The following is a 26470-nucleotide window of genomic DNA, read 5'->3' on the forward strand; positions in this document are numbered from 1 at the left end:
GTTAATAAGTGGGTAAATCCTTTACATCAATTTTCGATTTGATAAATGGAGCTGCAGCTTGAAGTACCTGAGTAGGACTTTTTGCAAGATCAAGACCATTTGAATTAATGACTTCTTGATTTGCAAAACTACCGTTATCAATTAAATCTCGGATTAAAGCAGCATGTCTAGCCTCCACAGATACTATTTTCCCCGCTAAAAGTAGATATCCAGTATCTTTAATCAACCAACCTGCACCATTATAGGCCGATACGCCTAGATCTTCAAAAGTTTTCGCCGTACCTAGGACACTTTCACGACTTGAAAAATTAATCCCCGAAAGGTTAAATTCCAAACTTGAAATAGCCTTGGCACCAAGCGCTTTTTTAAAAAACTCACGATGCGCAATCTCATGATCTCTAATATCCGTAAAGTAAGTCTTCTCCAGATCTGAAATACCTGAATAAGGACTATTTACCACTTGCATATAAAATTCAGCTTCCAGCTGTTCCAATGCGTAAGCATAATTTAAGATTGCGATATCGCCACTACCAAAATAAAAACCATCAGCACCCATATCGTCATCATCGTGACGATCTTTTTTACAACCAACTACGCCCAATAATGCGACACCAGCTAATCCTGCACCGGTAAATTTTAAGAAATCCCTTCTCCGAAGGTCTTTTTTATCGAGATGTTCTTCTTTATCGATTAAACACTCTTTTTGAGATGACAATTTTTCCATAACATATTCGTTTTAGTGTATAATTTTAGTCTTTAAACCTATATACGAGAACTCTTTATGTTTTGGATTGCTGAAAATGATATTTAAGAAAAAATATTAATACAAACTTTTTATAGGGATATAAAAGCCTTCTACCAACAGACCATACATACCAAAAGACAATTCCATAGGTAACTTCCTATCCTAACGCATCGTCCACTCGTCAATAACAGCTATTTAAGCCCTACGATACATGAATAGCTTTCGACAAGCAGAACATTCTCGAGCATTAATTTAGGAATGCCTAATTGGCTTTTTTAGAACAACAATAGACAGTATAGGTACCAGATAGGTACCAGCTTCGGCCCTTACCCACCTCTCACACATCGCTGGCACATCCCCCAAACACCCCTTCACCAAGCAATCGGTATTAAAAGGTAATTAGAAGGTGATTCTAGGATAGTAAAAACTCCGAAGCAGGTACGAATAAAGTACGAAGCAGGTACCTACAGAACATAAGCTTAGGAGCTTTTCGATGGTATCGAATATACAGGCTCGTTAACTAAAATACGACAGCGAAACAAAGTTTTCTGATAGTTTTTCATGAAGTACCTTAAAATCCATAAAAAAATATCATAATTTATTTTAATATTTACTTAATTTATGGTTTATTCTAAAGTCATAAGAGAAAATTATTTACAATGGTTAAAAAAACCGAGATTCTAGATCGTTATTGAACAATACGATATCAAGACAGATGATAGAACTGTAGATATTTAACCTACTCCTCAAAAAACTGATGTATTTTTAATAGGTTATTGCCTTGGTAATTAAAACAAAATGATCTTCAAAATTGTTGATATCCCCACAGGTCGGTATCATTTCATGATGAAAAACACCATTCTGCTTAAACTGAAATTTTGATAATGCAGGGACTACTTAAAATATATGATTATGACAAAAAAGACTAAAATCGGAATATGGATGGACCATTCGGTAGCCAATTTAATGGAGTACACAGGCAATCCTATTGTGACAAAAATAATCGAATGTAACTTTACCCATCAGGATAAGGAAGAGACTCTGAAACGGAGTGAAAGCACCATGCATAATAAGGAACAGGGGGAACTGTCAGATTATTACAAGGAAATAGCGGAAATCATCAAACAGTATGATGAAGTTCTTATTTTCGGTCCAACAGAAGCGAAAAATGAATTATATAACACACTTAAAGGAGACCATCAATATTCAGATATCAAGATTGAAATCAGAGCGGCCGATAAAATGACAGATAACCAGCAGCATGCTTTTGTGAGAGAATATTTCGAAGGGCAAAAAAGTTAATATCCTACACATTGTAAAAATATATGGGGAGTCAGACCCGATTAGGGTCACACTCCCCATACAACTGCAAATAATATTAAAATTAATACCAAAACAATTCTATTAAAAACATTTTCAATATTTAAGTCAAATGAAGTCATCTATCTTCATAGGCCAATACCAATAAATCGTCCATGGAAAGCACTTTCGGCTCAGCGATACTTAAATTATATATAAAACAGTACTTATGATTCTTTTAAAGAGAAAATATTAGAGATTATTTTATCGAAAATCATGATTTAAATCTCATCTTTCTCAATCCATTTAGTCAACTTAGGTGCTACATAACATTCCATCTTCTCGAGCAAATCTTCAATATTATCCGCTACCAACAGCATCTCTTGGTTCTCTTTCTTCAATAATCCTTCGGAGGTCATATGTGCAACAAACTGGATCAAATAATCGTAAAATCCATTCGTATTCAGGATTCCTACTGGCTTCTTATGCAAACCAAGCTGTCCCCAAGTTATCATTTCAAAAAGCTCTTCTAGTGTGCCGAATCCACCAGGAAGGGCGATAATACCGTCCGAATAGTCATTCATGATACGTTTACGATCATGCATAGTATCTACCGTAATTAATTCCGTAACACCAGTATGTTCCCTCTCTTTTGAATTAAGAAAGTGTGGGATTATCCCGATTACTTCACCTCCTTTTGCCAATGCTCCGTTAGCAACTGCTCCCATTAAACCTACCCGTCCACCGCCATATACCAAACGAATGCCGCGCTGTGCAAAGACATGTCCAACATGCATAGCTTGTTCTTCATAACAATTATTAATACCCAAACTTGAAGCACAAAAAACAACGATACTTTTAACCTTATCCATCATAACTAGAAATAATTCTGAACTTTTTTATTAAATACAAATATAGATTTACTTCTTTATGTTTAGATAAAATAGCTTATTTAGTAACGAGCTAAGATTATCTTTTCCTATTCTTAAAACTAGTCAAATAAGCTGTAAGCCAAGTATTATATGAAAAGAAGTATTCATAGTAGCGAATATATGAAAAGCATTATACGTTTAAATTGGCCCATAAACTGAGATGAGCGCTGAAGTCAATATAACCTTATCACCATAAAGAACAGTTTATCCAAATGTAATATGTGAAAGAAATATTGACTATATAGTAAGCAACACTTAGGATATTAACATTAAAATTGGAACCTTCGTATAGACTGCCAATTTTTTTGAAGCGCGTTTTTGAAAGAAATTGGCAAAGAATCCCAATTTCCGAGGTACGGTTATCAATACATCGATATCATGATCGTAAACATAAGAACTTAGCCTTTCAACGAAATCTTCTCCATCTAAATAGGAATAGCTGGGTTCAAGACTATCTAAACTCGAATGTAAAAAAGACTGCTCTTCTACCAATTCAGCTGCTGTATGTTTACCTTCGATACTCACATTAACAACATGCCACTTTAACTTTAAAAACTCTTGCAATCGGAGAATTGCCTTAACGGGCAACCTTTCCTTCAAATGAGATAGATCTACTGCAAGAAGTGCATTTTTAAATATAGCTATTGCATCCATTTCCGGAACCAATAACAGATTATAAGCATGTGCTTGTATAAGCTCGTTAGTTGTGGTACCAATACTGTTTTTCCCTTTATCATCACTACCCCTCATCCCCACAACAACAAGTTCTATATGCTCATGTTGAGCAATTCGCCGAACACCTTCAATAACCGCCAAACTATCGTGTCGGGTTTCCACTTTTGTAAATGGAGAGACATTCAATAACTCCTGTTTTAACAGATGAAATTTGGCTTCCACATCTTCAATATCTGTGTCATCAATTAATGGAGGAGGGGGCATGAAGTCCCCGACATTGTAAAATCCGCCATTTACATACGCAAAAGAATGATACATAATCACTCTTTTGATTCCCGTCTGTTTTGCAATGGTCAATAATTGATCAAAGGCGTGCCGAGCAGGAACAGAAAAATCTGTTAAATAAACAATTGTTTCCATAATATTGATGTCTTATATTCATTGTGACAATAATATACATACTACATTCAAAACAATTATACAATAGCATTAGTTTGCCAATTCGAAAAAATAATCGCATCACTTTTTATCCTGTAATAAATAGGTTTTAAAATTGACATGAATCGATTTTTATTGCTTAGGGAGAAATATGGGTTATCTATTTCAATTCGCTGAAATACTTGAACCAAGAAAACCTCCCATCTCAACGAATTGACTTTTGTCGCTATTATTGTTTTTTCAAAAAGTATGTTTAATTGAAAAATATACTACTTTTTTTAGCCCCTGACAGGAATAGTATACACTATAAATATGATTACAACAGCATCTTTTATTTTTCCAAATTCCAATTATCGGTCCGAAATGGAGAGGCTGGTAAACCGGCCTCATTGTATAAAACTAAATCGGGATTGTCGGCCCACCCATACCGTATAGCTACTGGAGCCGCTACTTCCCGCGCACTTACTATCAGTTTATTTCCTTGCTGTTTAATCTCTGCAGGGTAGAAGACTTGGTCTTTTCCAGCAACCGTAAAGCCTCCACTTTTCTTATTAAATTCTTGGAGGACTAATTTATTGCCCATAGGGTCAAAGTGAAGCTGAGCTTCATTTCCCTTTATATACCATTTCTTTAAAAATGGACCGCTATAGGGAATCTTTTTTCCATAAAGTTTATGCAAAGCAATCAAAGCCAGTCTACGACCTACTTCTTGCTTATTCTTTGGGTGAATATCCCCTGCTTCTCCAATATCTGCAATAACCGCCATTCCGGTGTTTGGCATCTGTAGCGTAGCCAGTTGCGCTTCTCTCAAACTTGCCCATGTGGAAGCTTGCGGCTGGGCAAGTTTTTCCTTGTAATTGGCCAATTGTACAAAATAAAAGGGCATATTTTCAGTTTGCCACTGCTGTCTCCAGTCTTTGATCAGCGCTGGCAATAGCTCCTTGTAAGATGCTTCTCTATAATCTGTATTGCTTTCACCTTGATACCAGATAGCCCCTTTAATCTTGAAGTCTACAAATGGTTGTACCATCGCATTAAATAACACTGTAGGTCTATTGGGGCCATCCAGTTGTATAGGCATAGGAGGTAATTGTTTCAAATCGAGAGCTACATTACATTTCCATTCCCCAACTAAAGAAAGAGTCTCGCCGTTCGGTCCCTCCAACCGAGGGTTTTCTGAACCTGCATAAATACCTCCATCACCAGCTCCATCAAATACACGAACAGCAACGCTGAGTGTTGACTGATTATTGATATTTTTTGAAATTGAATATTTCCGAATCTGATTATAACCATTGGTCTGGCCTACAAACTGCCCATTGACATAACTTATGTCATTGTCATCGACTGTTCCCAAAATCAATTTGATGTTTTTGCCAATCCAATGATCTGGTAACTTGATTTCTTTTCGAAAATAAATGACGCCATCCATACCAGGGAACAACTCTTTATCGTAATAGCTAGGGATAACAATATTGTGCCAAGAACTTACATCGATTTGTTTTGCTAACCACCCACTATGCACATCTGACTTACCTTTGTCTGCCTGCTCTACAAGAGCATTCCATTCTTCCATTTCTTGTTTATAGACTGCTTCAACATCTGAATGCTGAAGTTTATTGATAGCAGAGCTGTACTGTTCAAAAGGGGATAAAGCTTCTGCACTCATCCATGCTTCGATAATGGTACCGCCCCAAGAAGAATGTATTAACCCTACGGGTACTCCTGTTTTTTCAAAAATCTCACGTGCAAAGAAATAGGCCGTAGCCGAGAATTCTGGAATATGCTCTGGAGTGACAGCATTCCAGCCTCCTGCTTCGACTTTGGTATTTGAAGTAGGACGAGTGGATGTGGACTTGGGTATCTGTAGAATTCGAATATTGGGAAAATTAGCTGTATTTATTTCTTGTTGGTAATTTTTTATTTGCCCCCAACCAGCTAGCGGCATCTCCATATTAGATTGTCCAGAACAGAACCAAACTTCACCAATAAGGATATTATTTAACGTCAAACGATCACCGTCATCAATCGTAATTTGAAATGGTCCACCGTATGTTGGGGTTTCAAGATACACTTCCCACTGCCCCGCTGCCGAGACCTGAGTTTCGTAGCTTTTATTATTCCAACTGGTCCTAACTTTTACTCTGCCATTAGGGAAAGTACTACTACCCCAAAATTTAACTTTTTCCTTCTGCTGCAAAACCATATTATCACCCATGAATGCTGGTAACTCTACTTTGGCTTGCACCGTCGATGCTACAGCAAACCCGAGTATCAACGATAATATCATTTTTTTATAATTATTGATTTTCATTGGTTTGTTTTTTATTAAATCATTAAAAAATATGGGTATTAAAGAACCCTTTGAGGGTACTAGAGTAATGAATCATAAATTTAAACATAAATACGTATTCATCTTGTTTTGCCAATTCTGTTTTATGCAAAAATCACCCCCTAAAATTAAGTGTTCCAAATAAATATTAAAAAATTTATTTAATGTAAATCGCTAAAAAAACGATACAGAAATCGTTTAGGCGGGAAGTACAAAGAATATATGTTTATAATAATTATCAAGACGTTTTGATAAGACAATAGCAATTCAATTATGTCTTAAAAAAAATAAATAATTTGATTTTCAATATATTATACTTACATTTGTTTTAGAATCAGGCTCTGTCTGCGCTCATCTGACTTATTTAAGTTTATCCAAATTAGTCATACGTGCTCTCTTCAGCTGCCAATTTTTGTTATACATAAAAAGTCCGCAGTACTCTTGAGCTTGACTCTTTTTCAATCTTCAAAAATACAAACATCCTTTTCTTGCTAGCAGATCGATTAACTAATGGAAGTCATACATGACATTAGTTTAGAATTAAATAATTTTTAATAAAAACAATAATATAATGCAAGAAGGAACAGTAAAATTCTTTAACGTTACCAAAGGTTTCGGTTTTATAACACCTGCAAATGGTGGTCAAGATGTATTTGTACATTCATCTGGTCTAATCGATGATATACGCGAAAATGAAAGCGTAACATTTGAAGTAGAAAACGGTCAAAAAGGTGTTAACGCATTCAATGTACGCGTAGCAAGATAAATGAATTGGAGAATTATCTTAGATTCTCCAATTTTCAATGTAGTAAATGGCACCTGTGGTTGTTTACTACATTTTTTTGATATATAACCTCCCTCTCTGACAAGCATAGTAGCTTACATCTCATATTTGCTCCTGTACAATAGATATACCCACAAACATATAATTGCTCAAAACTACCATTCTAATCGAGTATTATCGGTAATTAAATTGGCCATTAGACTGAAAGGCGCTAACAATCACCTAAAGTGATAAAGAAATATTTATTTCCGCGGTTATTTACTGGTTTTATTGTAAATGACGACACACTAACCTAAAAAATATTATACACATGTCATTTTTAGACCATGTACTTCAACCTCCTTCTTACGGATGGCAAGACACTACAGGCAAACTTATCAAACCTACCAACAAAGAAATCATCATTGAGTTCTTTAATAGACTTAATATATTTAAAGACCGTCGTAATTGGCTACCCTTTTTCAGCTGGTTAAAGGTCATTTTTCTCATACCCTTTTTCTTTATTTTCTTAACTAATTATCTCAGCTGGTGGACACTCTTGGCAACCTTCATATACAGTATGGTCATTATGGGTACGCATGGTACCATCTGGCATCATCGCTACTGTACACATGGTGCCTACAAGTTTAAAAATGCATTTTGGAGATTCTTAACTCAAAATCTAACCATCAATGTAATTCCGGAAGAGATATATGTGATATCGCATCATGTACATCACGCAAAATCTGATCAACCAGGCGACCCCTACAATGCCCAGGCGGGATTTCTCTATTGTTTCCTTGCCGATGTCAATCACCAGCCAATATCAAAAAGCCTTAGCGAACAAGATTATAATAGAGTCCATTCCCTTATGTTACATACAGGTGTGTCAGCCAATTCATATAATCAATACAAAAAATGGGGATCATACGTAACCCCTGTATATGCTGTAGCTTCCTGGCTGTTGAATTGGTCATTCTGGTATCTGGCTTTCTACCTAATGGGTGGACATGCACTTGCGTGCAGTCTATTTGGTGCTGCAGGTTTTTGGGCGGTAGGTGTACGTACATTTAACTATGAAGGCCATGCTAAAGGAAAAGATAAGCAACGAGAGGGTTCGGACTATAGTATTAAAGATAAGTCAATTAACCAGATTTGGCCGGGAATTGTAGCCGGGGAATGGCATAACAATCATCATCTATTTCCCAAAAGTGCACGCAGTGGTTTCAAACCGCACCAAATAGACCTCGCTTGGTATTACATCAAATTAATGAATAGGTTGGGTGCTGTATCGAGCTATAGAGATGACAAGAAATTGTTTTACGAGCGCTATCATAATCCATATATTCAAGCGAACCAGAGCTCAAACGAAGTTTTGGAGGTATTGGAAAAAGGCATCAACTTAAAAAAATCCATAAAAACAACTGCAGAGTAAGATCATATGCAGATTACCAATTTGCTAAAAGATTGAGCAATGGAACAAGCCTATCCATCAAATAGCTTTTGTTCTTTGCAATATCACCATAACTAATTACACACTAGCATCAAGATTGTTGCTAGTGACAAATGTAGGAAAGGGTATTATCGCGTTTTTCTGAATTGGAGGAGAGAACAAGTACTGAAGAAATGTAATCTATGAATAATGTACTTAAAAGACTCTAGTAATAGATGTCAATGGTACTTTCTGTTTCCAGGTCCCAGAGATATCAAACCTATAACCTGATGACAGGTTTTCAATAGTAAATGTATAGTGGCACTCACGTGTTAAATAGGTAATCTCGCCCCTGACATGCACACTTGAATATGGTGCAACAAGAAGTTGTTCCATATTAACCGTTTTTACAAAAGGCTCTAAATATTGACCCGACCTATAAGGTACCTGTCTCGACCAATAAGCGATATCATCTTTCAAAATTTCGCCCATGAAGATTAGAGAGTCTGACGAATTTACCCAATCAAAAGCGCCATACTCATCGCTGCTAAATTCAGAAAGATAGTTCACATCCTTAAATATACCCGCAGTCTCCATATTCTTTGCTACTGCAGTATGATTAGTCAACTTTATCGTATGACACCCCTCATCACTGGTATATTCCTTTCTGCTCCCTGGTATTTCTATTATTTCCTTTTTCACGAGTTTATAACCTATCCCTCTATTTTGGGTGAAAGAAATTTCATCTTGTGTTCCATCAGCAAGTATACCTATCAAGAATTTTCTAGCCTGAGTGTCAAAATTTTCCTTCAATGAGACATTGAGTAAATTATCTTCTTCTATTTTTTCTAATTTTAACCAACCTCCTGGCAATTCTATATCCCCAAAAGCATCTAAAACAAGTGGTTTTCCATCTTTATCCTGTAGTACTTCTCCCGAAACAGCATCCTTGATATAGTTAACGGTCCATTGTGTGGAATTAATTGAAATGGCATTATTGCTAAAACCGGACTTCAATTGGATATCCTTAAAATCAGGATTAAATAGTTCTGTACCATCTCCTAGATCCTCCTTATCACAAGAACTCATGAAAAAAATCAAGAATGATGCAAAACTGATAATCAATAATTTAGAATAGTTTAAGATCATTGTAATATAAATTATAGGTTAGGTAGAACTTCATAAATTTTAGTAGTCCAATTTAACATTATTTTATGAATAAATGGGTATAAATGAGCTTATTCTGTAATATTTTTCATAAGATATTCTGCCAAGTAGGTCGAAGTGACCTTAAAGTATTTAAATCCTTTAAAATAAAAAAACAACTCTATTCCAGAGGTATTTAATATATACAAGAACGTTACGATATTTATTTCTCAAGAAGGAATACCACATATTATTGTCGCAATCGGAAAAAATCCTGATGTTTTCATAAACTATAGATAACAAAAAGAGGAAACGGTAAGAAACAAAAAAATACAGTACGGTTAAACGTCAAGATAAAGGGTCTAATGACGATTAAACCCTTTTTAAATTAGGCGACAAGATTTTACACATTTGAACCAGCTTTCAATAGCTTATAAAATTTTTCTTTGATTAAAAACAAATAGCTCTCATAATATATTGCAAATAATCAGTCATTTAACTCTATCGTTCGCATAATTCAAACCTTAAAGTCAATACTGGCTTTCTTATAGATGGCTACAATCAACCTCCGCAGGTTACCAGCCAATTTTATTAAAAATTAATTAACGAACGAGTTCATGAAAAGTGTAAAGTAATTTTAAATCTTCTTGTAAATATAACAGCCTGCTTCAGAAGGATGATCCAATACCATGCTGTCTTTATCTTCTTTCCATAATAACTGAATAATCAAAAAATCTCCTGCTGCTGATCCTGTAAAAAAGATTGCAAATATCAATAAAAATAAATTACCCGTTATCAATGCGATAATAGCAGGTAAAAAACCTAAAATAATAGCTGGCATAAATGCTCCAATCATATATTGTTTCACTTTCAACGGTTCTTTGCAGTGACAATATGGTGTTAGCATTTTGGCAATAATACCAAACTTGATTGATTTAAATCCATATTTAGTATAAAATGAGAATGTGATACCATGGATTAATTCATGAAGGATGATTCCTAGAGTCATTACAAAGAATATTAGTGCCGATGTATAGATGTAGCTTCCCCCAAATGCATCTTTGAATATCGCAATATAATCTTGCTTATTCCACAGTAAATAAAAAGGAATACCATATATTAAAATGATGAATATCATAAGAAAGAGGGCAACAATATTTGCCCAATAAAGATTTATGGTACGCATCTCTTTTGTGTAGTTTTCAGATAAATATTGTTCCATTGCTATGATTAACTTATTCCATTTTGTAATTGAAGTGCCTTTAATTACAAAATAGCCGGCTATTAAGGTGTATTAGGTTTACTTAATTATAAAGATATAAAACTCATGTTTATGAACATAATATATTTCAATAAATGCTTATTCAAAGATACTATTCGATAGGCTGGCCTCATAAAAATGACGCAAGCTGACATTTCTCAATATAGCACTGATGTGGAAATAACAATAATATGTTAACCGATAATAATAGCGACAATTAAAATAGTCGATTGTTAAAAGCACCATTTTAATGGCTAGATGCACTTATTATTTTCACTTGATAGGCTCCATTGTAGCGGTTGCCAACCATGAGATTTTCATTAACAGTTATATAATATTGTCCCGTGTCTTGGAATCGATATTTTAGTTCTTTACCAAATGGACCATCGGCAGTTTCCATCTGGTGAAAATAGTTGGCTTATCCGAATATTTGCTGTATCGGTAGGACTCTCTAGTATGATATCTGCTGAATCAGGTCTATGTACGGAAATAAAAATAGTATCTGTATTTCCAGAAATTTTATTCATTTTTTTTAACAGTCCTCCTTCGACAAATGATATTCGTGATTGCTCCACTAGCAGACTGTCATTTGAATTATGCTTTATTGTCGGATGTTGCTTATCCGTGGACGACTGACATGCAATATGAATGATGGACATGAAAGAAACCATAATTAATAATAGTCTAATCATAATTTTTATTCAATATAACAATCAAAAACATGAAATAGTTTGCTGTCTAATGGTTTACTATATATATGAGACAAGAAAACTGCTTATAGTTATCTAGATTCTAAATAATAGACACATTGATCACCATGTCTTCTCATAACAGATTGATCAATATTGTCTATTATCCTTATTAAAATAACTCTTGTGTCAGTTCCATATTTACCATTGCTCCTGCAAAATTTCCACTATTCACAGCAGCAGCGACAGAACGCATCTTCTCCGTGCTATCTCCACAAGCATAGACGCCATAAATGGTAGTTTTTTGAAGGTTATCAATTTTGATATACCCCTGCTCGGTAAGTTCACATCCCAAAGCAACGGGGATTTCCGAATGTTGCACAAATGGGAGCGCAGCATATACTGCGTCGAACTTTTCTTTCTTACCATCAACAAAGATCAACTCTTTAATATATCCTGATTCATGTACGATTTCAACTATTTCCGTTTCGATCACATCAATCTGATTTGTATTTAGTTTCAGCATTTGCTCTGATTGGAATTGACCCTTTTGTCCTGTTAAAATGGACAATTTATCCGTCAAATTATGAATTAATGATGCGAGGTGAATAGCCCTGTCACCATTAGCAATAATTCCAGTTTTCTGATGGCGAAATTCATATCCATGACAATATGGGCAGTGAATAACAGAAATACCCCAGCATGCTGAAAAACCCTTTATATCAGGCAGAATATCCTTAATTCCAGTTGCAAATATCAATTTGCTAGCTGTAAAAACTGCTCCACATTCGGTACTGACTTCAAATCCTGTTTTCAAAATCTTTCCTGCTATTGCCAAACCACTATAAAATTCAACAGTTTTATATTCAGATACTTGATATTTCGCTAGATTGGCAATCTCTGATGGTGTGTTTCCATCTTGGGTCAAAAAATTATGGGACCGTGGAGTCTGACGATTGCAAGGCATTCCACTATCGATAACCAAAACATTTTTTAAAGACCGTCCCAAAGCCATCGCTGCTGAAAGTCCTGCGTAGCTACCTCCAATGATAATTACATCGTAAATTTTCGTCTCTTTCATATCAAATCTAATTTGTATAAAGGTAATTATTATTGCAATAATGTTGCAACAACTACCACAGCCAGTCCTAATTAATTACTATCTGATGACACAAGCTGCGTTTACGTAATATATTCATGAAATCTTACTTCAGAAATACTATCTTTATTCTTGATATATTACAGTGTTAACATATGGGATTCATGTGTTAGAATCACGATATTTGACATGCTTCTATACAAAGAGTTCGAACTAACTAAGCTAATAGATATAAAAAACTTAATCAATACTAAAACTGTCCATGACTGCATCAAAACATTTCAATATATTCGTATTTATCCTATCTGTATTGATTTTTCATTCTTGCGGAAAGGCTGAGAGATCCGAACTATCAGATTATAAATTTATAGCTACTATTAACGATGTTATATATATAGACCAAATGACATCCCTTCTTCCTCCGGATGCTCAAAGATCGCCTTACATCAGTCATGAACGATATAACAATCAGGAGTATCTAATATTTTCTACCTCCGTCCAGATCCAAAATGACATTGTAAAAGGAAACAATTACTATATCCGATTTAAAATTCCCCTTAACAGTGAAATTATCTTGAATAAACCCTATCAATTTAAACCTATTCAGGGGATGGAAACTCTAGAGGGCTATGATAATATTATCTATTTAGAAGGGAATAAACAATTTGCAAGTATTTCTTCGAGCAATTATAATATCAATATGTCATCTTATGGTGATGGTACAGTGACACTCTCTGAATATAATGTAAAAGAGCAAAGAGTAAAGGGCAAAATAGAGTTATCATTCCCGTCCCTACGCAATAATAAACAAGAAGATATTAAAGTACAAGGAGAATTTGTGTGTTGGCTAGATGTCGGATTTTAATATACGCTAGCAAAATAGCCAACACCTATCCCATGCTAAAATAATCTATCACTTCAATTAAAGTGTACTTCTCACGACTACTTTCTTGAATGCTATTATTATCTACAGCCAATCTATTGATAAGCCGCATTGGATCAGCTACATTTTCTCATACATATATAGAGATGATTCCCAATTATAAGCGAGGACCGAACCACATATAGGGATACGATATATAACTAGTGAACCAATACAGGGATTTCAAAGTGTCCCTGTATTGGTCAAAAATTTGGAAATATAGATTACCTCCAAAACAAGCGTGATAAAAGGTAAGAGCTCGCTTACAATTGCCAGAAAATGTCACAAAAATCCCACTTGAAGGCATATCACAATACTGTAACATCGTATTTCAATTATGCATCGGGTATTTCAGGTTCTACTAATTTTTTCATTTTATCAAGTGATTCCTGCCAACCTAGGTAACACATTTCTACAGGAATCATATCTGGAATATTTTCTTGTTCCACTCTTAGTTTCCGTACCACAGGAAACTTTATTTAGAGAAATAGCGGTTATCATTTCTCCGGGAAGATTAGGATCGTCAAATCTGTCACTATATTTAATGAAAGAATTAGGTACAATTTCTAGAAACTCGCCGCCAAATGAGTGTCCGTTACCTGTACTAAAGTTAATAAATGTCATCTTAAACTTACCCCCTATCTTAAAATCCATTTGTTGAACAGTGCATATAAAACCATATGGAGGCAACCAGGTTGCATGTGCTATTGGATCTGCAAAAGCACGGAATACTTTTTCAGGACTTGCCTGAATAATACGATGTAGGGAAACGGTATTCTTTTTCATGATATTAAAAATTTAAGGATTAATGATTTTTTGATTCTACATATTTCACAAAATTGTTCAAAATAGCTTGTCATCCTTTTTTTGAGATTTGACATCATTTGCTTTTTCTGCATCAAATATGAGAGTGAGTGTTGTTTTTACTTTTGATTTCTGCAAATAAAATGGTAACTCTTATCCCATCAGACATACTGTATAACAATTCTTTACAAAACCCGACCTTGTCACAGATACCTTCAAAATCGAAGCCAAAACTACCATCTTTAGCTTCCATTCTATTTCTTAATTTACGCTAACATCGTTTTCACTAACTGGACAATGCCAACTTGGACCCACACTACTCCAAAGCTTAATATCACTTGGTGAAATCCAGATTTGCCATACTCGCGCTACTTCAGCATCCACTTTAAGCCCTACACTGATTTGTATTGTCAATGCTTTTTCCTTTTTATTTATATTGATATAACAAAGATGCCTAAGGTATCGACAATTGGTGTATTGCAAAAACGTCAACTTTAGGGGTAGATTACGTCAAAATCAATTTGTAACTTTATTGAATAAACTAAAGAATGATGAAAATTTCTATTTTCGTTCCGCAATATGGTACTATAGAAGCTATAACACCTGCATTTCGAACTTTTAATACAGCGAATGAGTTCTTGATATATTTTGGCAAGAAGCCCATCTTTGATGTCGAATATGTGGGCTTAAATAAATTTGTACCCGCTAATAATGGTGAATACACCATAAAAACCAATCGACTGCTTTGTGATATTACTAAAACAGACCTACTCATTATACCACCTACTTTCGGAAATATGGATGAGGGATTAAAAGCCAATGCTGAAGCTATCCCCTATTTTAAGAAGTTCTATCTAACAGGAGCTAGTCTTGCCAGTTTATGTGTAGGTGCTTTTCTATTAGCAGAAACAGGGTTGTTGAACGGAAAAAAATGTTCTACTCATTGGGCATACATAAACGAATTTAAAGAAAAATATCCTCAAGTAGAAGTCGAAGACGGTGCTGTCATAACAGCGTACGATAACATTTATAGTAGTGGAGGCGCAAGCAGTCTTTGGAACTTAATCTTATATTTAGTAGAAAAATATGCTGATAGAAAAATAGCTGTAATTATATCAAAATATTTCGCCTTAGATATAGACAGGGATAGTCAGACTCAATTTGCTATCTTCAGGGGACAAAGAAACCATGGTAATGTAGATATTCAAAAAATACAGGATTATATAGAAGAAAATTATGATAACAAAATCACGACTGATATTCTAGCAAATCTAATCAATACAGGGCGTCGAACCTTTGAAAGAAGATTTAAAGAAGCAACAAATAACACCCCAATTGAATACATTCAACGGGTTAGGATAGAAGCTGCAAAACAGTTCTTTGAAGCATCAAGAAAAAATGTATCGGAGGTAATGTACGGTGTAGGGTACACTGACAACAAAGCATTTAGAGATGTATTTAAGAAGATTACAGGTCTTACTCCAATTGAATATAGAAATAAATTTGCTAAAGTTTTGCATGATATATGAGTATAGCGACTATTCTCTCAAAGCTTAAGACTACTTTATACTTGCCCGATAACCAGCAAAAACATTTCTCTAAAATTATGAAATTCCCCTATAATCAGAATTTACCTAAGAACACGAAAACAAAACCCATATAGAACTGTTTACATTGTAAAGTGCATGTAATTAAAGTAAAAGTATATGATCGAAAAAAAAAGAATTGATGGTGTGCTAGATTCGATAGGTAAGACTCCGATTATATATCTCAAAAATCTATCTGAAGAACTGTCAATCAGGCTATATGCAAAAATGGAATCCCAAAACCCTGGTAAAAGTCTAAAAGACAGAAGCTCAAAGAATATAATTCTTAAAGCAATTGATGAAGGAGATATCGATAAAGACACCACTATTATTGAATCTTCTTCTGGAAACATGGCAATCGGATTATCTAGAATATGTAAACTGTTGGGGTTAAAGCTAATTATGGTCGTTGACCCCAATATCAACCATCATACCCTTAATTTGATTAGAGTATATGGTGCAAAAGTCGAAATAGTTGATAAAAAAGATCATTCAGGAAGTTATCTGAAAGCCAGACTTGAAACTGTGAAAATGCTATTAAAAAGTATACCCAATAGCTATACTTCCAATCAATATAGTAATCCTAATAATCCGGAAGCGCAAAAAGAGATTTTCAGTGAAATTGTGACCAGTCTTGGAACCTATCCTGACTACTTATTTGTATCTGTCAGTACCTGCGGAACGTTGAAAGGGATACTGGATGAAGTAAACCACACCAATGCTCATACGAAAGTCATAGCTGTCGATGCTGTTGGAAGTATTATATTTGGAGGTAATGCTTCAACGAGATATCTCCCAGGCATGGGAGCAAGTAAACACACTGAATTTGATATCTATAACAATTTACACGCCCATATCTTAATTCCAGAATTAGACTCTGTCGCTGGTTGTAAACTGCTATTGGAAAAAGAATGCATATTAGCTGGTGGGTCAACTGGAGCACAGGTATCGGCTTTATACAATCTAATCGAAAAAATAGAAAGCAACGCATCGGTCTGTATTATTGTTGCAGATGATGGGGAAAGATATCTTGACACAATTTATAATGAAGATTGGGTACAACAAAAATTAGGACTTGAAAATGATATGGACGACCTCTCACTTGTTGGATGAAACGACGAGCCTCATAAATAATTTAGGTATACAAGTACTCAAACATACCTTACTTGATCAAAAATCTGACGATAATCTAAATTTTGCTGTAATAGGTGGTGGACCGAAAGGCATGTATGCTATTGATAATTTTATTTCCGAAATAAACGAACAATGCATCAACAAGAAAATGAATCTATATTGGTTCAATAAAGATTCCCTATTTGCTGCAGGCCCTAATTATAATCCAAAACAATCAGAAAATCTGCTTATAAATTATTGCATAGGGAACTTAAATGCATGGAAAGTGAATACGGAAGAACGACTCTGCTTGACTGACTGGCTTAGACTGCATATTGATAGTACACAAATATCTCCTTATCATTATGCTTCGAGAGCCCTTGTTGGCTGTTATTTAATGGACTGTTGTAGAAAGATAATAGATGATTGTCCTTCCAATATCAGATTGCACCTCATTGCTGAGGAAATAAAGAGTATAGCGTATAAAAATAAAAGACTATGGCTGCTTAACAACCAATTCGAATCCATTATATTATGCACTGGCCATTCTTTTCTGAGTGATGATATTGCAGATAAATATAAAAACAATATTTTCTCTGCCTATCCAATTGAAAATCTAGATCGGGTTAAAAGCGTCCAAAAGATCGCTATTCAGGGAATGGGTCTGTCCTTTATTGACACAGTTATTTATATTTCTGAGGGTACTATTGATGACCAATACCCACAATTCTATCCATTTTCGCGTACCAATCTGCCCATGATCCCGAGGAGGGCTGAGCTTAATAAGAATCACAATACCTTCTTCTTTCCTGAATATTGGCAAGGCTTAATTTCAAAGTCAGATATTGATTTTGATAAAGATTTTTTACCCCTGATGGACAAAGAAATCCAAATGGCTTATTATTCTGTTGTAATTAAATCTACTGATATTCAAACTATCCTCCATCATATAGATCTTATCAGTGTAGAAGAAAGATTCAGTTTAACCAATCTTCTCTTTCCGAATAAATCACTTTCTGATTTCCAAAAAGAGAATTATACCGCATGGGTCTCCGATTATCTAAAATCTCATCTTGAGCGATGTCGTCTTAGTTTCGACGAAAATCCCCTGAATAATGCAATACAAATGCTCTCTAAATTTAGGCCTATTTTAGAAAAATGCTATGAGCAGGGAAAACTAACTTCAGAAAGTCATCACCGATTTGACGTACATTGGTATCCTGCGATTTCAAGAATATGTTTTGGTCCTCCCATTGCTAATGTCGAAAAATTAATCAAACTGATATCAAAAGGGAAATTAAAATTTGAATTTACGGAATGTCCTGAGGTGAATCTCAGCAATAAAACTGTGGTGCTGAAAGTGAATGGAAAACGCATAACCTGCGATGCCCTAATCTATGCCCGAATTCCACGAGCAGCTATCTCTAAGAACAACAATCCACTTTTCACCAATTTAATCCGCCAAGGTCTCGCCATTCCCTTTAAAAACGAAACCTATGCTACCGGTGGAATCGCCATAAACAAGGAAGGGCTTCTATTAAATAAATTAAAAAAATCGATAGCATTGTATGCCTATGGAACTCCAACAGAGGGGTGCGTACTTGACAATGACACCTTATCTAGAGAAGCTCATGATTTCTCCTTAAATTGGGTATCCCATAACATAACCTTACTAAAATCTACAATTCCTAATTCACTTCATTATGTTCAGCGCTAAACACTATCCGCTTACCCCTATCATTCACGAGTGGGTAACAAATATTATCAAAAAAAAAGGTAGCCTATCTGCGGCTATTGAGAAACACGCGTCTCCCATCAATATACTCTGTAAGGATAGCTTTGAAAATAATATAAATTTATATAATACCGTATTTGAACATCATGGCATAAAATCTAAAATCTATTTTGCGAGAAAAGCAAATAAAAGCATATTGTTTCCCATAACAAGTCACAAAACAGGAAATGGCGTAGATACGGCCAGCTACAACGAAGTCAACCAATGTTTGGAGGCTGGAATACCAAGCTCAGCAATTGTATGTACTGCTGCAGTTAAGAATAGAAAATTATTAGAGCTATTGGTAGAAAATAAAATCGAAGTAGTATTGGATAATGAAGATGAAATAGACCTTTTGGAAAAAATAGGTAACGAGATGGATAGGGAAATTGATGTAATTGTTAGACTTTGTGGATTTAAAAAAAATGGCAAGAACCTTCCCAGTAGATTTGGATTCCAACTGGAGGAGGCTTATCAACTTATTTCGCTACGTATGGGTAAAAACAAATCTCTGAAAAAATTTAAATTTAAGGGATTGCATTTTCACCTGAATGGCTATGATATAGAAGAAAGAGCCTATGCATTATTCCAAAGCTATTTATTAATCGAAAGACTTAAAAACGTAGGTATACAGACACAATCTTTGGATATGGGTGGCGGCATATTGATGAATTATCTAGCTGATGAAAATGAATGGCAAGCTTTTAAGATGAATCTGAAACGTGCTATACGAAATGAAATCCCTCCAATTACCTACGGAAATGATGGTTTGGGTATGCTTGTTCACAAAGATGAAGTTATTGGCAATATGAATGTTTATCCTTACTTTAATACTATCAATAAAGACCTACTGTTAAATGAAATCCTAAATTTCCAATTCCGAGATCAAAGTCTAGGAGCGTTATTGTCACCCTTGAACACCGAAATAAGAATGGAACCCGGAAGATCTCTACTCGATCAGTGTGGTATAACAGTAGCTAAAGTAGCCTTTAGAAAATACGATACACAAGGTAACCTATTGATTGGTTTGGAAATGAATAGAACACAACTAAGAAGTTCCAGTGCCGACTTTTTACTTGACCCAATACACATTCGCGAAGAACACGCATTAGAAAAGGCGGAAGAAGTATTTGGTTACCTTGTAGGTGCTTACTGTCTCGAGCAAGAGTTGATATTAAAACGAAAATTACTATTCAGCTATATACCCCAGGTAGGCGATTTATTTGTTTTCGTCAATACAGCTGGTTATATGATGCACTTCTATGAATCGGAAGCACATCAATTTGACCTTGCTAAAAACCTGGTCTACGATTCGGTATCGAATACGTTATCTTAGGTTACGAAGATTTTTAAAGCTTATTTTTTTAGAAATAGATGGAGTTAAAATCTCAACACATGGTTATAATAGGAAGGAAAACATACAGTTAATAGTAACTCTTCAGATTATATATGTGATTTTAAATTAGAAAATATAGTGGTAAATTTGTATTTTGAAATCGGAAAAACCGACATCAAGGTTGAGGTTCTGATTTCAAAAATACATCGACATTCATTATGAAAAGAAAAATATTAAACTTATTTGTAACCTCAATAATCCTAGGTTTCTTGACTGGTATCACCATCGGTATATATAAATGGTTTTGATAACTTTATTGCGTGCACCATTCATATCAATAGTTCATGAAAATTGCGCTACTAGTAAAGAAATTTTAACTGAAAATCTGATAATATAAGTCGCCACAACGATATCCAATCTTGTAAATTGCATATATAGAAAACATAGACAATATTATCAATCGCCTATTCTTTTCATATAGATTTAAACTCATATATATTTAATGCTCATTTAGTGAGCATTAATTATATAATTAAAGGTTGAACTTACAAAGTTAGCTGCTAATCTTTTTTTTAAGTTTCAATCTTAGTTTCATGTTTACCTGAAAAAAATCAATCAAAATAATTTGGCAAAATAGTCTAGCCCTTTTGTAGATTAATCACAAAACACTTTTTCAAACCCAATATTATCTCTTCTAATCCACTCAAAAGTGGATTTAAGAAAACTTTAAGAACTCACTAAATCATGTTAGTTATTTATAAAGGCGGGAGATGCAAAATTTTGAATACTACAAGGGTATAGTTTAATCTACCTCAAAATCGACAAATACCGCCCCTTCAAATTGTTGTTCCTGAACATTCTTAAGCGCATCTTCAATAACAATTATAGCAGGCTCTCCTCTAACAAGTGTGCTATCTAAGCCGACGAGATAATCCCATACATCTTGAACTTGAATGGGATAATAACTCGGGCTTTCATGGTCAATACCTTGCGCAGATGCGAGTATATTATAGCCTCGTAGATGCAAATCCCTTAGTAGTTCATAGTTAACAGGTAAAAATCGCATAATCCTATTAAATTAAATATTGTCAATATAAATATCCTTTGCCTAACTCTATTTTGATTAAATCATGTTTAATTCAACAATAAAGTTCTTCTTCAGATTCCGATAATATACCATATGAAACAATCAATCTTATAAAAATGTTTGGATATTACAGCTTAAAAGTAAATTTCGAATTGATTTATTTTAGCGTATCAATAAATCAAAATCCCTACGATGGCTGTAACGAAGAGAATGATAATAGGATGGGTCTTAAATTTGATAGAGCAAAATAATGCTATACTGAATAAAATTGGACTTAGATAATCTGTAAAGTTATCTTTGCTGCTCAGTGATACTGCCGCGAAAGCCATTAACGAGATGCTTAGGGGTCTTATTCCAACCATTGCATAGCCGAAATATTTATTCGTCCTAAATTTGATAAAGAAATAGGAAATAATAGAAATCATGATAAATGAGGGGAAACATAAGGCAATAGTTGTCATTCCTGCTCCCAATGTTGCTATTGTGGACGAGTAACCCGCATGCTGGATTGCACTATAACCCACATATGTAGCACTATTGATACCTATCGGTCCTGGGGTCATCTGTGAAATAGCGACAAGATCTGTGAACTCTTGCTTTGTCAACCAAGCATTATTCTCGACCACTTCCTCTTGTATCATCGACAACATAGCGTAACCCCCACCAAACCCAAAAATACCAATCTTAATAAATACCCAAATTAGTTCTAAAAAAATCATTTTTGAAAATTTTTACCGGAATTCAATTTCTGCCGAATGTCTTGGTAAAGGATACCACCAATACAACCAGCAATAACTATCCATATTGGAGAAACATTAAAAAACCACATCAGAATCAAAGCTAGCGTCGGAATAATCAATGTACTTAAAGTCATCTTATTAGCTTTAATCGCTGTAAAACATGGCGCAGCAATGAGAGCAACCACTACAGGGCGAAGTGCTTTAAAAGCTTTGGAAACATATATGTTTTCTTGAAATTTTTGAAAGAAAATAGCGATTGAAATAATGATGATAAAGGGTGCTATTATTGTACCTAGAGCAGCTACAAATCCGCCTTTAACTCCAGCAATCTTATAACCAACTAATGCTGCAATATTAGTCGCAAAAACACCAGGCAAAGATTCGGTTATAGCTAGCAATTCGTAAAATTCGTCTGAAGTTAACCAACCTCTCGACAGAATTTCTTTCTCTATGAGCGGGATGACAGCGTAGCCACCACCAATCGTAAAAAGACCTATCTTAGTAAAGAGATAAAAAAGTTTGAACATGAATAAATAGACAGTTTATCTAAAATGTATCTATGCTATTTTGCATAAACTCAGGATATCAAATGTAATGTAAATCATCGGGTTTTTAAAATGTCGTTGCCTATTTAGATCAAGTATTTTACAACACCGTACTGCAATATATTACTTTAATAAAGTTGTCTTCAAACTTTAAAATGATGGTCTTTGTCATCAATTATTTTTAATTGATAAAGGTGCATTTCCCTTATTCAGAAACAAACATTACAATAACATTAAAAATAAAAAAGTTCCCTATTCCTGTTTATGCGTTTTTTATCTTTTCAATACTTCGGCTAAGATTATTAAAGACAGCTGATCGAGCCTGTAATTAGATACTTCCATTATGTTATCAGATCATTAAAAAATAACGCTCCTTAATTTCGAAAAGATACAATAAATATATAAAAATGAATAAATAGTAATAATATGATAACCTTACTTTTATTTTAGCGTAATCTATTGCGAGTAGTTTTGTGATCAAATAATCAACAGACTATAACGATGTTCAACTTTTCTTCAAAAAAATTATTATGGCTACTATTGCCGATATCTACCCCTTTACATGCAGAAGCAGTAAACCTTCGCATTGAATTATTGAAGATCGAAACTTTAGTTCAACAAAATTTTAACGGTCGAATTTTGGACCATACAGGAAATCCAATTGTGGGTGCCACGATAATAAACTTAACTACTAAAGCCTCAACACAAACCGATTCAAAAGGAAACTTCACTATTCGTGCAAATACAGGAGAGCAGTTATCATTGAATTTTATCGGTTATGAATTAAAAAAATATACAATAAAAACCAATGCGGATGATCACATAGTAATGCTAAGCGCCGATAATATCTTAGAAGAAGTAACAGTCTCTATTGGTTATCAAAAAGTTAGAAAATCTGATGTAACAGGTGCCATTTCATCTGTAAAAGCTGAAGAATTAAATTTAAGTTCTCCTAAATTAGGTCAGGCGCTTGTTGGTAAAGTTGCTGGTGTACAGGTTTCGCAAACCTCAGGTGCTCCATATGAGGGAACTAAAATTAGAGTTCGAGGTGTCGGTTCAATCAATGCTAGTTCTGACCCCTTATATGTAATCGATGGGTATCCTGCTGGAAATAACTTAAATATCAATCCTAATGATATCGAGACCATCGATATTCTCAAAGATGCTGCCTCTGCAGCGATTTACGGTTCTCGCGCTGCTGGGGGGGTCGTATTGATTACAACGAAACGAGGGAAGGCTGGAAAAAATAATGTCGACTACGAAGCACAGGCAGGGTTTGGACAACTATCTAAAAAAGTAGATCTATTAAATGCGGATGAATTTATAGATCTACTCATCGATGGAAGGAATAACACATATAAAGATTTAACAGTATCAAAAGGAATCAAATGGAGTGATAATATGCTTTTGGACAATAATAAATCGCGTGTGGAACGCGTGGGTAACGCCGGATCAGTTACCATCCCAGAAGAGTACTATGACTTTGCTACAGGCATCGCCAAAAAATCAAAATATGATACCGATTGGCAAGATGAATTATACAGAAATGCGCAATTTCAAAGACATAACCTTTCATTCTATGGTGGAACCGACAAAAACAGGTACTTCCTATCTGCTAATTATCAGAATCAGGATGGTATTATGCTCGGTACGGGACAGGAAACATTTAACTTTCGTCTTAATGTAGACTCTAAAGTTTCTGAACGATTAACTATAGGTGCCAATGCCTCTTTTACATATAATGATAATCAGGAGGTTGGAACTGGAAGATATGATAGTAGTCCGTCAATGGCAGCCTTAATCTATCTACCTACATTACCAGCTTATAACGAGGATGGGAGTATCGCTCAATTTGGCATGGGCTCTCTTTCTGCAAATAACTTTGGTATTCAGAATCCTGAAAACCCTTTAGCATATGTTTCGCAAATAAAAAATAGAAGAAAAGGGAAAAAGGGGTTGTACAATGCCTTTGCTGATTTCAAGATTCTAGATGGTCTGCAGCTGAAAGTGAATGGAGGACTTCAATCTTATGATGAGAAATACGATTACTTTAGACCAACAAGTTTAAGTAACGGAAATAATGCTCCTTATTCACCTGCGGCAGTTACGGATGCTTATGCAGATGCTAATACCCGTTCCGAAATTGATAAACTTGGCGAGATAACATTGAACTATACCAAGACTTTTGGTTTGCATAACATTTCTGCTTTAGCCGGATATTCGGCACAACGTACTGACATCGACTATATGGCTGTCCGTGCAAATGGCTTTCAAAATAATGCTATTGGCGAAATTACAGATAAAGGAGCAGATGCATCAAATTTTTCTCTACGCTCGGCATATAAACGCACTACGACTTTAATATCATATTTTTCACGGGTCAACTATAGTTTTGACGGAAAGTATTTCCTATCCGCATCATTTCGTTCTGACGGATCATCTCGCTTTGGGCCCCAAAACAAATGGGGTACTTTCCCTTCTGTTTCTGCGGGATGGACTTTATCAAAAGAAGAATTTTACAATGCCTGGTTAGGCGAGGGTTCGACTGTGAAATTAAGAGGATCTTGGGGCCTCTCTGGTAATAATAATATTGGAGATTATAATGCAATCACGACATTCAATTCTCCTGGTGGCACAATCTTCGGTGGTAATGTTGCCACCTCCTACTACCCTGGCACCATCAAAGACGTAAATCTGGGTTGGGAATCTACATCACAGTATAATGCAGGACTTGACTTAGGCCTCTTAAATGGACGCTTAAATGTGATGACCAACTTCTATCTATCACGTTCATTTAATCTTTTATTTAATCAACCCATTTCTGCTATCGCAGGTACGGCATCAATATTGACCAATCTGAAGAACTCGAAGGTACAAAACAAAGGCTTTGATTTACAACTAGACGCCGCTCTGGTGCGTAAAAGTGACTTCGATTTAGGAATCTCTGGAAATATCAGCGTGAATAGAAATAAGGTCGTTGATTTAGGTGGAGCATCAACCATCATTACAAATGGGGCCGAACGATCTTATAAAACACATATCACTCAAGAAGGAAGTCCTATTGGCATGTTTTATGGTTTTAAGGTAATGGGTATAGCTACCGAAGAAAACTATAAAACTGTTGCTCCTTCGGCAGCTTCGACCAACCCTTTACAACCTGGGGATCTTTATTTTGAAGATGTGAATCAAGATGGTATCGTCAATGATGATGACAAACGTATTATTGGAAATCCTTACCCTGATTTTACCTATGGCTTCGCATTAACTGCTCGTTATAAAAATCTAGATATCCGTGCTTCTTTTAATGGTTCTCAAGGTAATGATATCTTGGATGGTTATGATTATTATCTCTATAATATGGAGGGGTCAGGAAATAACTATGCATCAGTTGCTGACCGCTGGAAATCGGCATCAAACCCTGGAAAAGGCGAGGTCTATCGTGCATCCCGTGGTGGTACACAATCAAATAGCACTCGACTATCTACATTCTATTTACAAGATGGTTCCTATTTACGCATGACAAATATCCTCATCGGTTACTCTCTAAAACAAGCAATATTAGATCGATTGAAAGTTTCTGGAGTACGTATATATGGATCAGTGGACAATCCTTTTACAATTTCCAAGTATAAAGGATATAACCCTGAGTCGGATTATAACGATGGCGCAAACTTAACCCCAGGAGTAGATTATGGACAGTATCCATTGGTTCGTTCATTCAACTTAGGTCTAAAAATAACTTTCTAAACGCA

Annotated in this window: 22 protein-coding genes; 9 read left to right on the plus strand and 13 right to left on the minus strand. The window is 35.1% G+C overall.

Going from position 1 to position 26470, the window contains the following annotated elements; translation table 11 throughout:
* Position 1 precedes the first annotated feature (1 nt).
* Positions 2-724 carry a ferritin-like domain-containing protein gene (locus ACFX5U_RS16660; RefSeq protein ID WP_038700106.1) on the minus strand — a complete coding sequence of 241 codons (723 nt, stop codon included), beginning with the start codon at positions 722-724 and terminating at the stop codon, positions 2-4.
* 933 nt (positions 725-1657) lie between these two features.
* Between ACFX5U_RS16660 and ACFX5U_RS16665 the strand changes: the two genes are divergently transcribed.
* Complete coding sequence (locus tag ACFX5U_RS16665; protein ID WP_400261503.1) at positions 1658-2047, plus strand: hypothetical protein; 390 nt, start codon at positions 1658-1660, stop codon at positions 2045-2047.
* 278 nt (positions 2048-2325) lie between these two features.
* Here ACFX5U_RS16665 and ACFX5U_RS16670 read toward each other — a convergent pair whose 3' ends face one another.
* From ACFX5U_RS16670 to ACFX5U_RS16680, 3 genes are all read right to left on the minus strand, one after another.
* Positions 2326-2919 carry a TIGR00730 family Rossman fold protein gene (locus ACFX5U_RS16670; RefSeq protein ID WP_280565853.1) on the minus strand — a complete coding sequence of 198 codons (594 nt, stop codon included), beginning with the start codon at positions 2917-2919 and terminating at the stop codon, positions 2326-2328.
* Positions 2920-3231: 312 nt separating this feature from the next.
* The gene (locus ACFX5U_RS16675; RefSeq protein WP_400261504.1) at positions 3232-4071 is read right to left on the minus strand and encodes a universal stress protein; all 840 of its coding nucleotides are present in this window, start codon (positions 4069-4071) and stop codon (positions 3232-3234) included.
* 349 nt (positions 4072-4420) lie between these two features.
* Positions 4421-6403 (minus strand): sialate O-acetylesterase, encoded by a 1983-nt coding sequence (locus tag ACFX5U_RS16680; protein ID WP_400261505.1) that lies wholly within the window; start codon positions 6401-6403, stop codon positions 4421-4423.
* A gap of 589 nt (positions 6404-6992) precedes the next feature.
* Between ACFX5U_RS16680 and ACFX5U_RS16685 the strand changes: the two genes are divergently transcribed.
* Complete coding sequence (locus ACFX5U_RS16685) at positions 6993-7187, plus strand: cold-shock protein (RefSeq protein ID WP_038700199.1); 195 nt, start codon at positions 6993-6995, stop codon at positions 7185-7187.
* A 328-nt stretch (positions 7188-7515) separates the two neighbouring features.
* Positions 7516-8619 (plus strand): fatty acid desaturase, encoded by a 1104-nt coding sequence (locus ACFX5U_RS16690; RefSeq protein ID WP_400261506.1) that lies wholly within the window; start codon positions 7516-7518, stop codon positions 8617-8619.
* A gap of 213 nt (positions 8620-8832) precedes the next feature.
* Here ACFX5U_RS16690 and ACFX5U_RS16695 read toward each other — a convergent pair whose 3' ends face one another.
* The 4 genes from ACFX5U_RS16695 to ACFX5U_RS16710 form a co-directional block, all read right to left on the minus strand.
* Positions 8833-9765, minus strand: coding sequence for a hypothetical protein (locus ACFX5U_RS16695; RefSeq protein ID WP_400261507.1), 933 nt, complete (start codon positions 9763-9765; stop codon positions 8833-8835).
* A 634-nt stretch (positions 9766-10399) separates the two neighbouring features.
* Positions 10400-10984, minus strand: coding sequence for a DUF3267 domain-containing protein (locus tag ACFX5U_RS16700; RefSeq protein WP_038700203.1), 585 nt, complete (start codon positions 10982-10984; stop codon positions 10400-10402).
* 410 nt (positions 10985-11394) lie between these two features.
* Positions 11395-11715: a hypothetical protein gene (locus ACFX5U_RS16705; protein ID WP_400261508.1), complete on the minus strand. Its 321-nt coding sequence runs from the start codon at positions 11713-11715 to the stop codon at positions 11395-11397.
* Between the two features lie 169 nt (positions 11716-11884).
* On the minus strand, positions 11885-12793 hold the full coding sequence (locus ACFX5U_RS16710; protein WP_400261509.1) for an NAD(P)/FAD-dependent oxidoreductase: 909 nt from the start codon (positions 12791-12793) through the stop codon (positions 11885-11887).
* A 280-nt stretch (positions 12794-13073) separates the two neighbouring features.
* Between ACFX5U_RS16710 and ACFX5U_RS16715 the strand changes: the two genes are divergently transcribed.
* Positions 13074-13676, plus strand: a complete 603-nt coding sequence (locus tag ACFX5U_RS16715; RefSeq protein WP_400261510.1) for a hypothetical protein — start codon at positions 13074-13076, stop codon at positions 13674-13676.
* A gap of 435 nt (positions 13677-14111) precedes the next feature.
* Here the strand turns inward: ACFX5U_RS16715 and ACFX5U_RS16720 are convergent, their stop codons facing one another.
* Positions 14112-14519 carry an SRPBCC domain-containing protein gene (locus ACFX5U_RS16720; protein WP_400261511.1) on the minus strand — a complete coding sequence of 136 codons (408 nt, stop codon included), beginning with the start codon at positions 14517-14519 and terminating at the stop codon, positions 14112-14114.
* A gap of 279 nt (positions 14520-14798) precedes the next feature.
* Complete coding sequence (locus ACFX5U_RS16725) at positions 14799-14951, minus strand: hypothetical protein (RefSeq protein WP_400261512.1); 153 nt, start codon at positions 14949-14951, stop codon at positions 14799-14801.
* Between the two features lie 137 nt (positions 14952-15088).
* On the opposite strand from ACFX5U_RS16725, the gene ACFX5U_RS16730 reads away from it, so the two are divergent.
* From ACFX5U_RS16730 to ACFX5U_RS16745, 4 genes are all read left to right on the plus strand, one after another.
* Positions 15089-16066 (plus strand): GlxA family transcriptional regulator, encoded by a 978-nt coding sequence (locus ACFX5U_RS16730; protein WP_400263609.1) that lies wholly within the window; start codon positions 15089-15091, stop codon positions 16064-16066.
* Between the two features lie 177 nt (positions 16067-16243).
* Entirely contained in the window at positions 16244-17236 is a 993-nt protein-coding gene (gene sbnA, locus ACFX5U_RS16735) for a 2,3-diaminopropionate biosynthesis protein SbnA (protein WP_400261513.1), read from the plus strand.
* A complete protein-coding gene (locus tag ACFX5U_RS16740) occupies positions 17205-18953 on the plus strand; it encodes an FAD/NAD(P)-binding protein (RefSeq protein WP_400263610.1) in 1749 nt (582 codons plus the stop codon). Before sbnA ends, ACFX5U_RS16740 begins: the two co-directional genes overlap by 32 nt.
* Positions 18940-20346 carry an alanine racemase gene (locus tag ACFX5U_RS16745; RefSeq protein WP_400261514.1) on the plus strand — a complete coding sequence of 469 codons (1407 nt, stop codon included), beginning with the start codon at positions 18940-18942 and terminating at the stop codon, positions 20344-20346. The genes ACFX5U_RS16740 and ACFX5U_RS16745 overlap by 14 nt, the downstream gene beginning before the upstream one ends.
* Before the next feature lie 802 nt (positions 20347-21148).
* Here the strand turns inward: ACFX5U_RS16745 and ACFX5U_RS16750 are convergent.
* From ACFX5U_RS16750 to ACFX5U_RS16760, 3 genes are all read right to left on the minus strand, one after another.
* Positions 21149-21412, minus strand: coding sequence for a hypothetical protein (locus ACFX5U_RS16750; RefSeq protein ID WP_038700220.1), 264 nt, complete (start codon positions 21410-21412; stop codon positions 21149-21151).
* A 191-nt stretch (positions 21413-21603) separates the two neighbouring features.
* Positions 21604-22152, minus strand: coding sequence for a chromate transporter (locus ACFX5U_RS16755; RefSeq protein WP_038700222.1), 549 nt, complete (start codon positions 22150-22152; stop codon positions 21604-21606).
* Positions 22149-22700, minus strand: coding sequence for a chromate transporter (locus ACFX5U_RS16760; RefSeq protein WP_038700224.1), 552 nt, complete (start codon positions 22698-22700; stop codon positions 22149-22151). The genes ACFX5U_RS16755 and ACFX5U_RS16760 overlap by 4 nt, the downstream gene beginning before the upstream one ends.
* Before the next feature lie 519 nt (positions 22701-23219).
* Here ACFX5U_RS16760 and ACFX5U_RS16765 point away from each other — a divergent pair.
* On the plus strand, positions 23220-26465 hold the full coding sequence (locus tag ACFX5U_RS16765; RefSeq protein ID WP_400261515.1) for a SusC/RagA family TonB-linked outer membrane protein: 3246 nt from the start codon (positions 23220-23222) through the stop codon (positions 26463-26465).
* Positions 26466-26470 lie beyond the last annotated feature (5 nt).

The sequence above is a fragment of the Sphingobacterium sp. SG20118 genome, from assembly GCF_044740685.1.
Classification (GTDB): domain Bacteria; phylum Bacteroidota; class Bacteroidia; order Sphingobacteriales; family Sphingobacteriaceae; genus Sphingobacterium.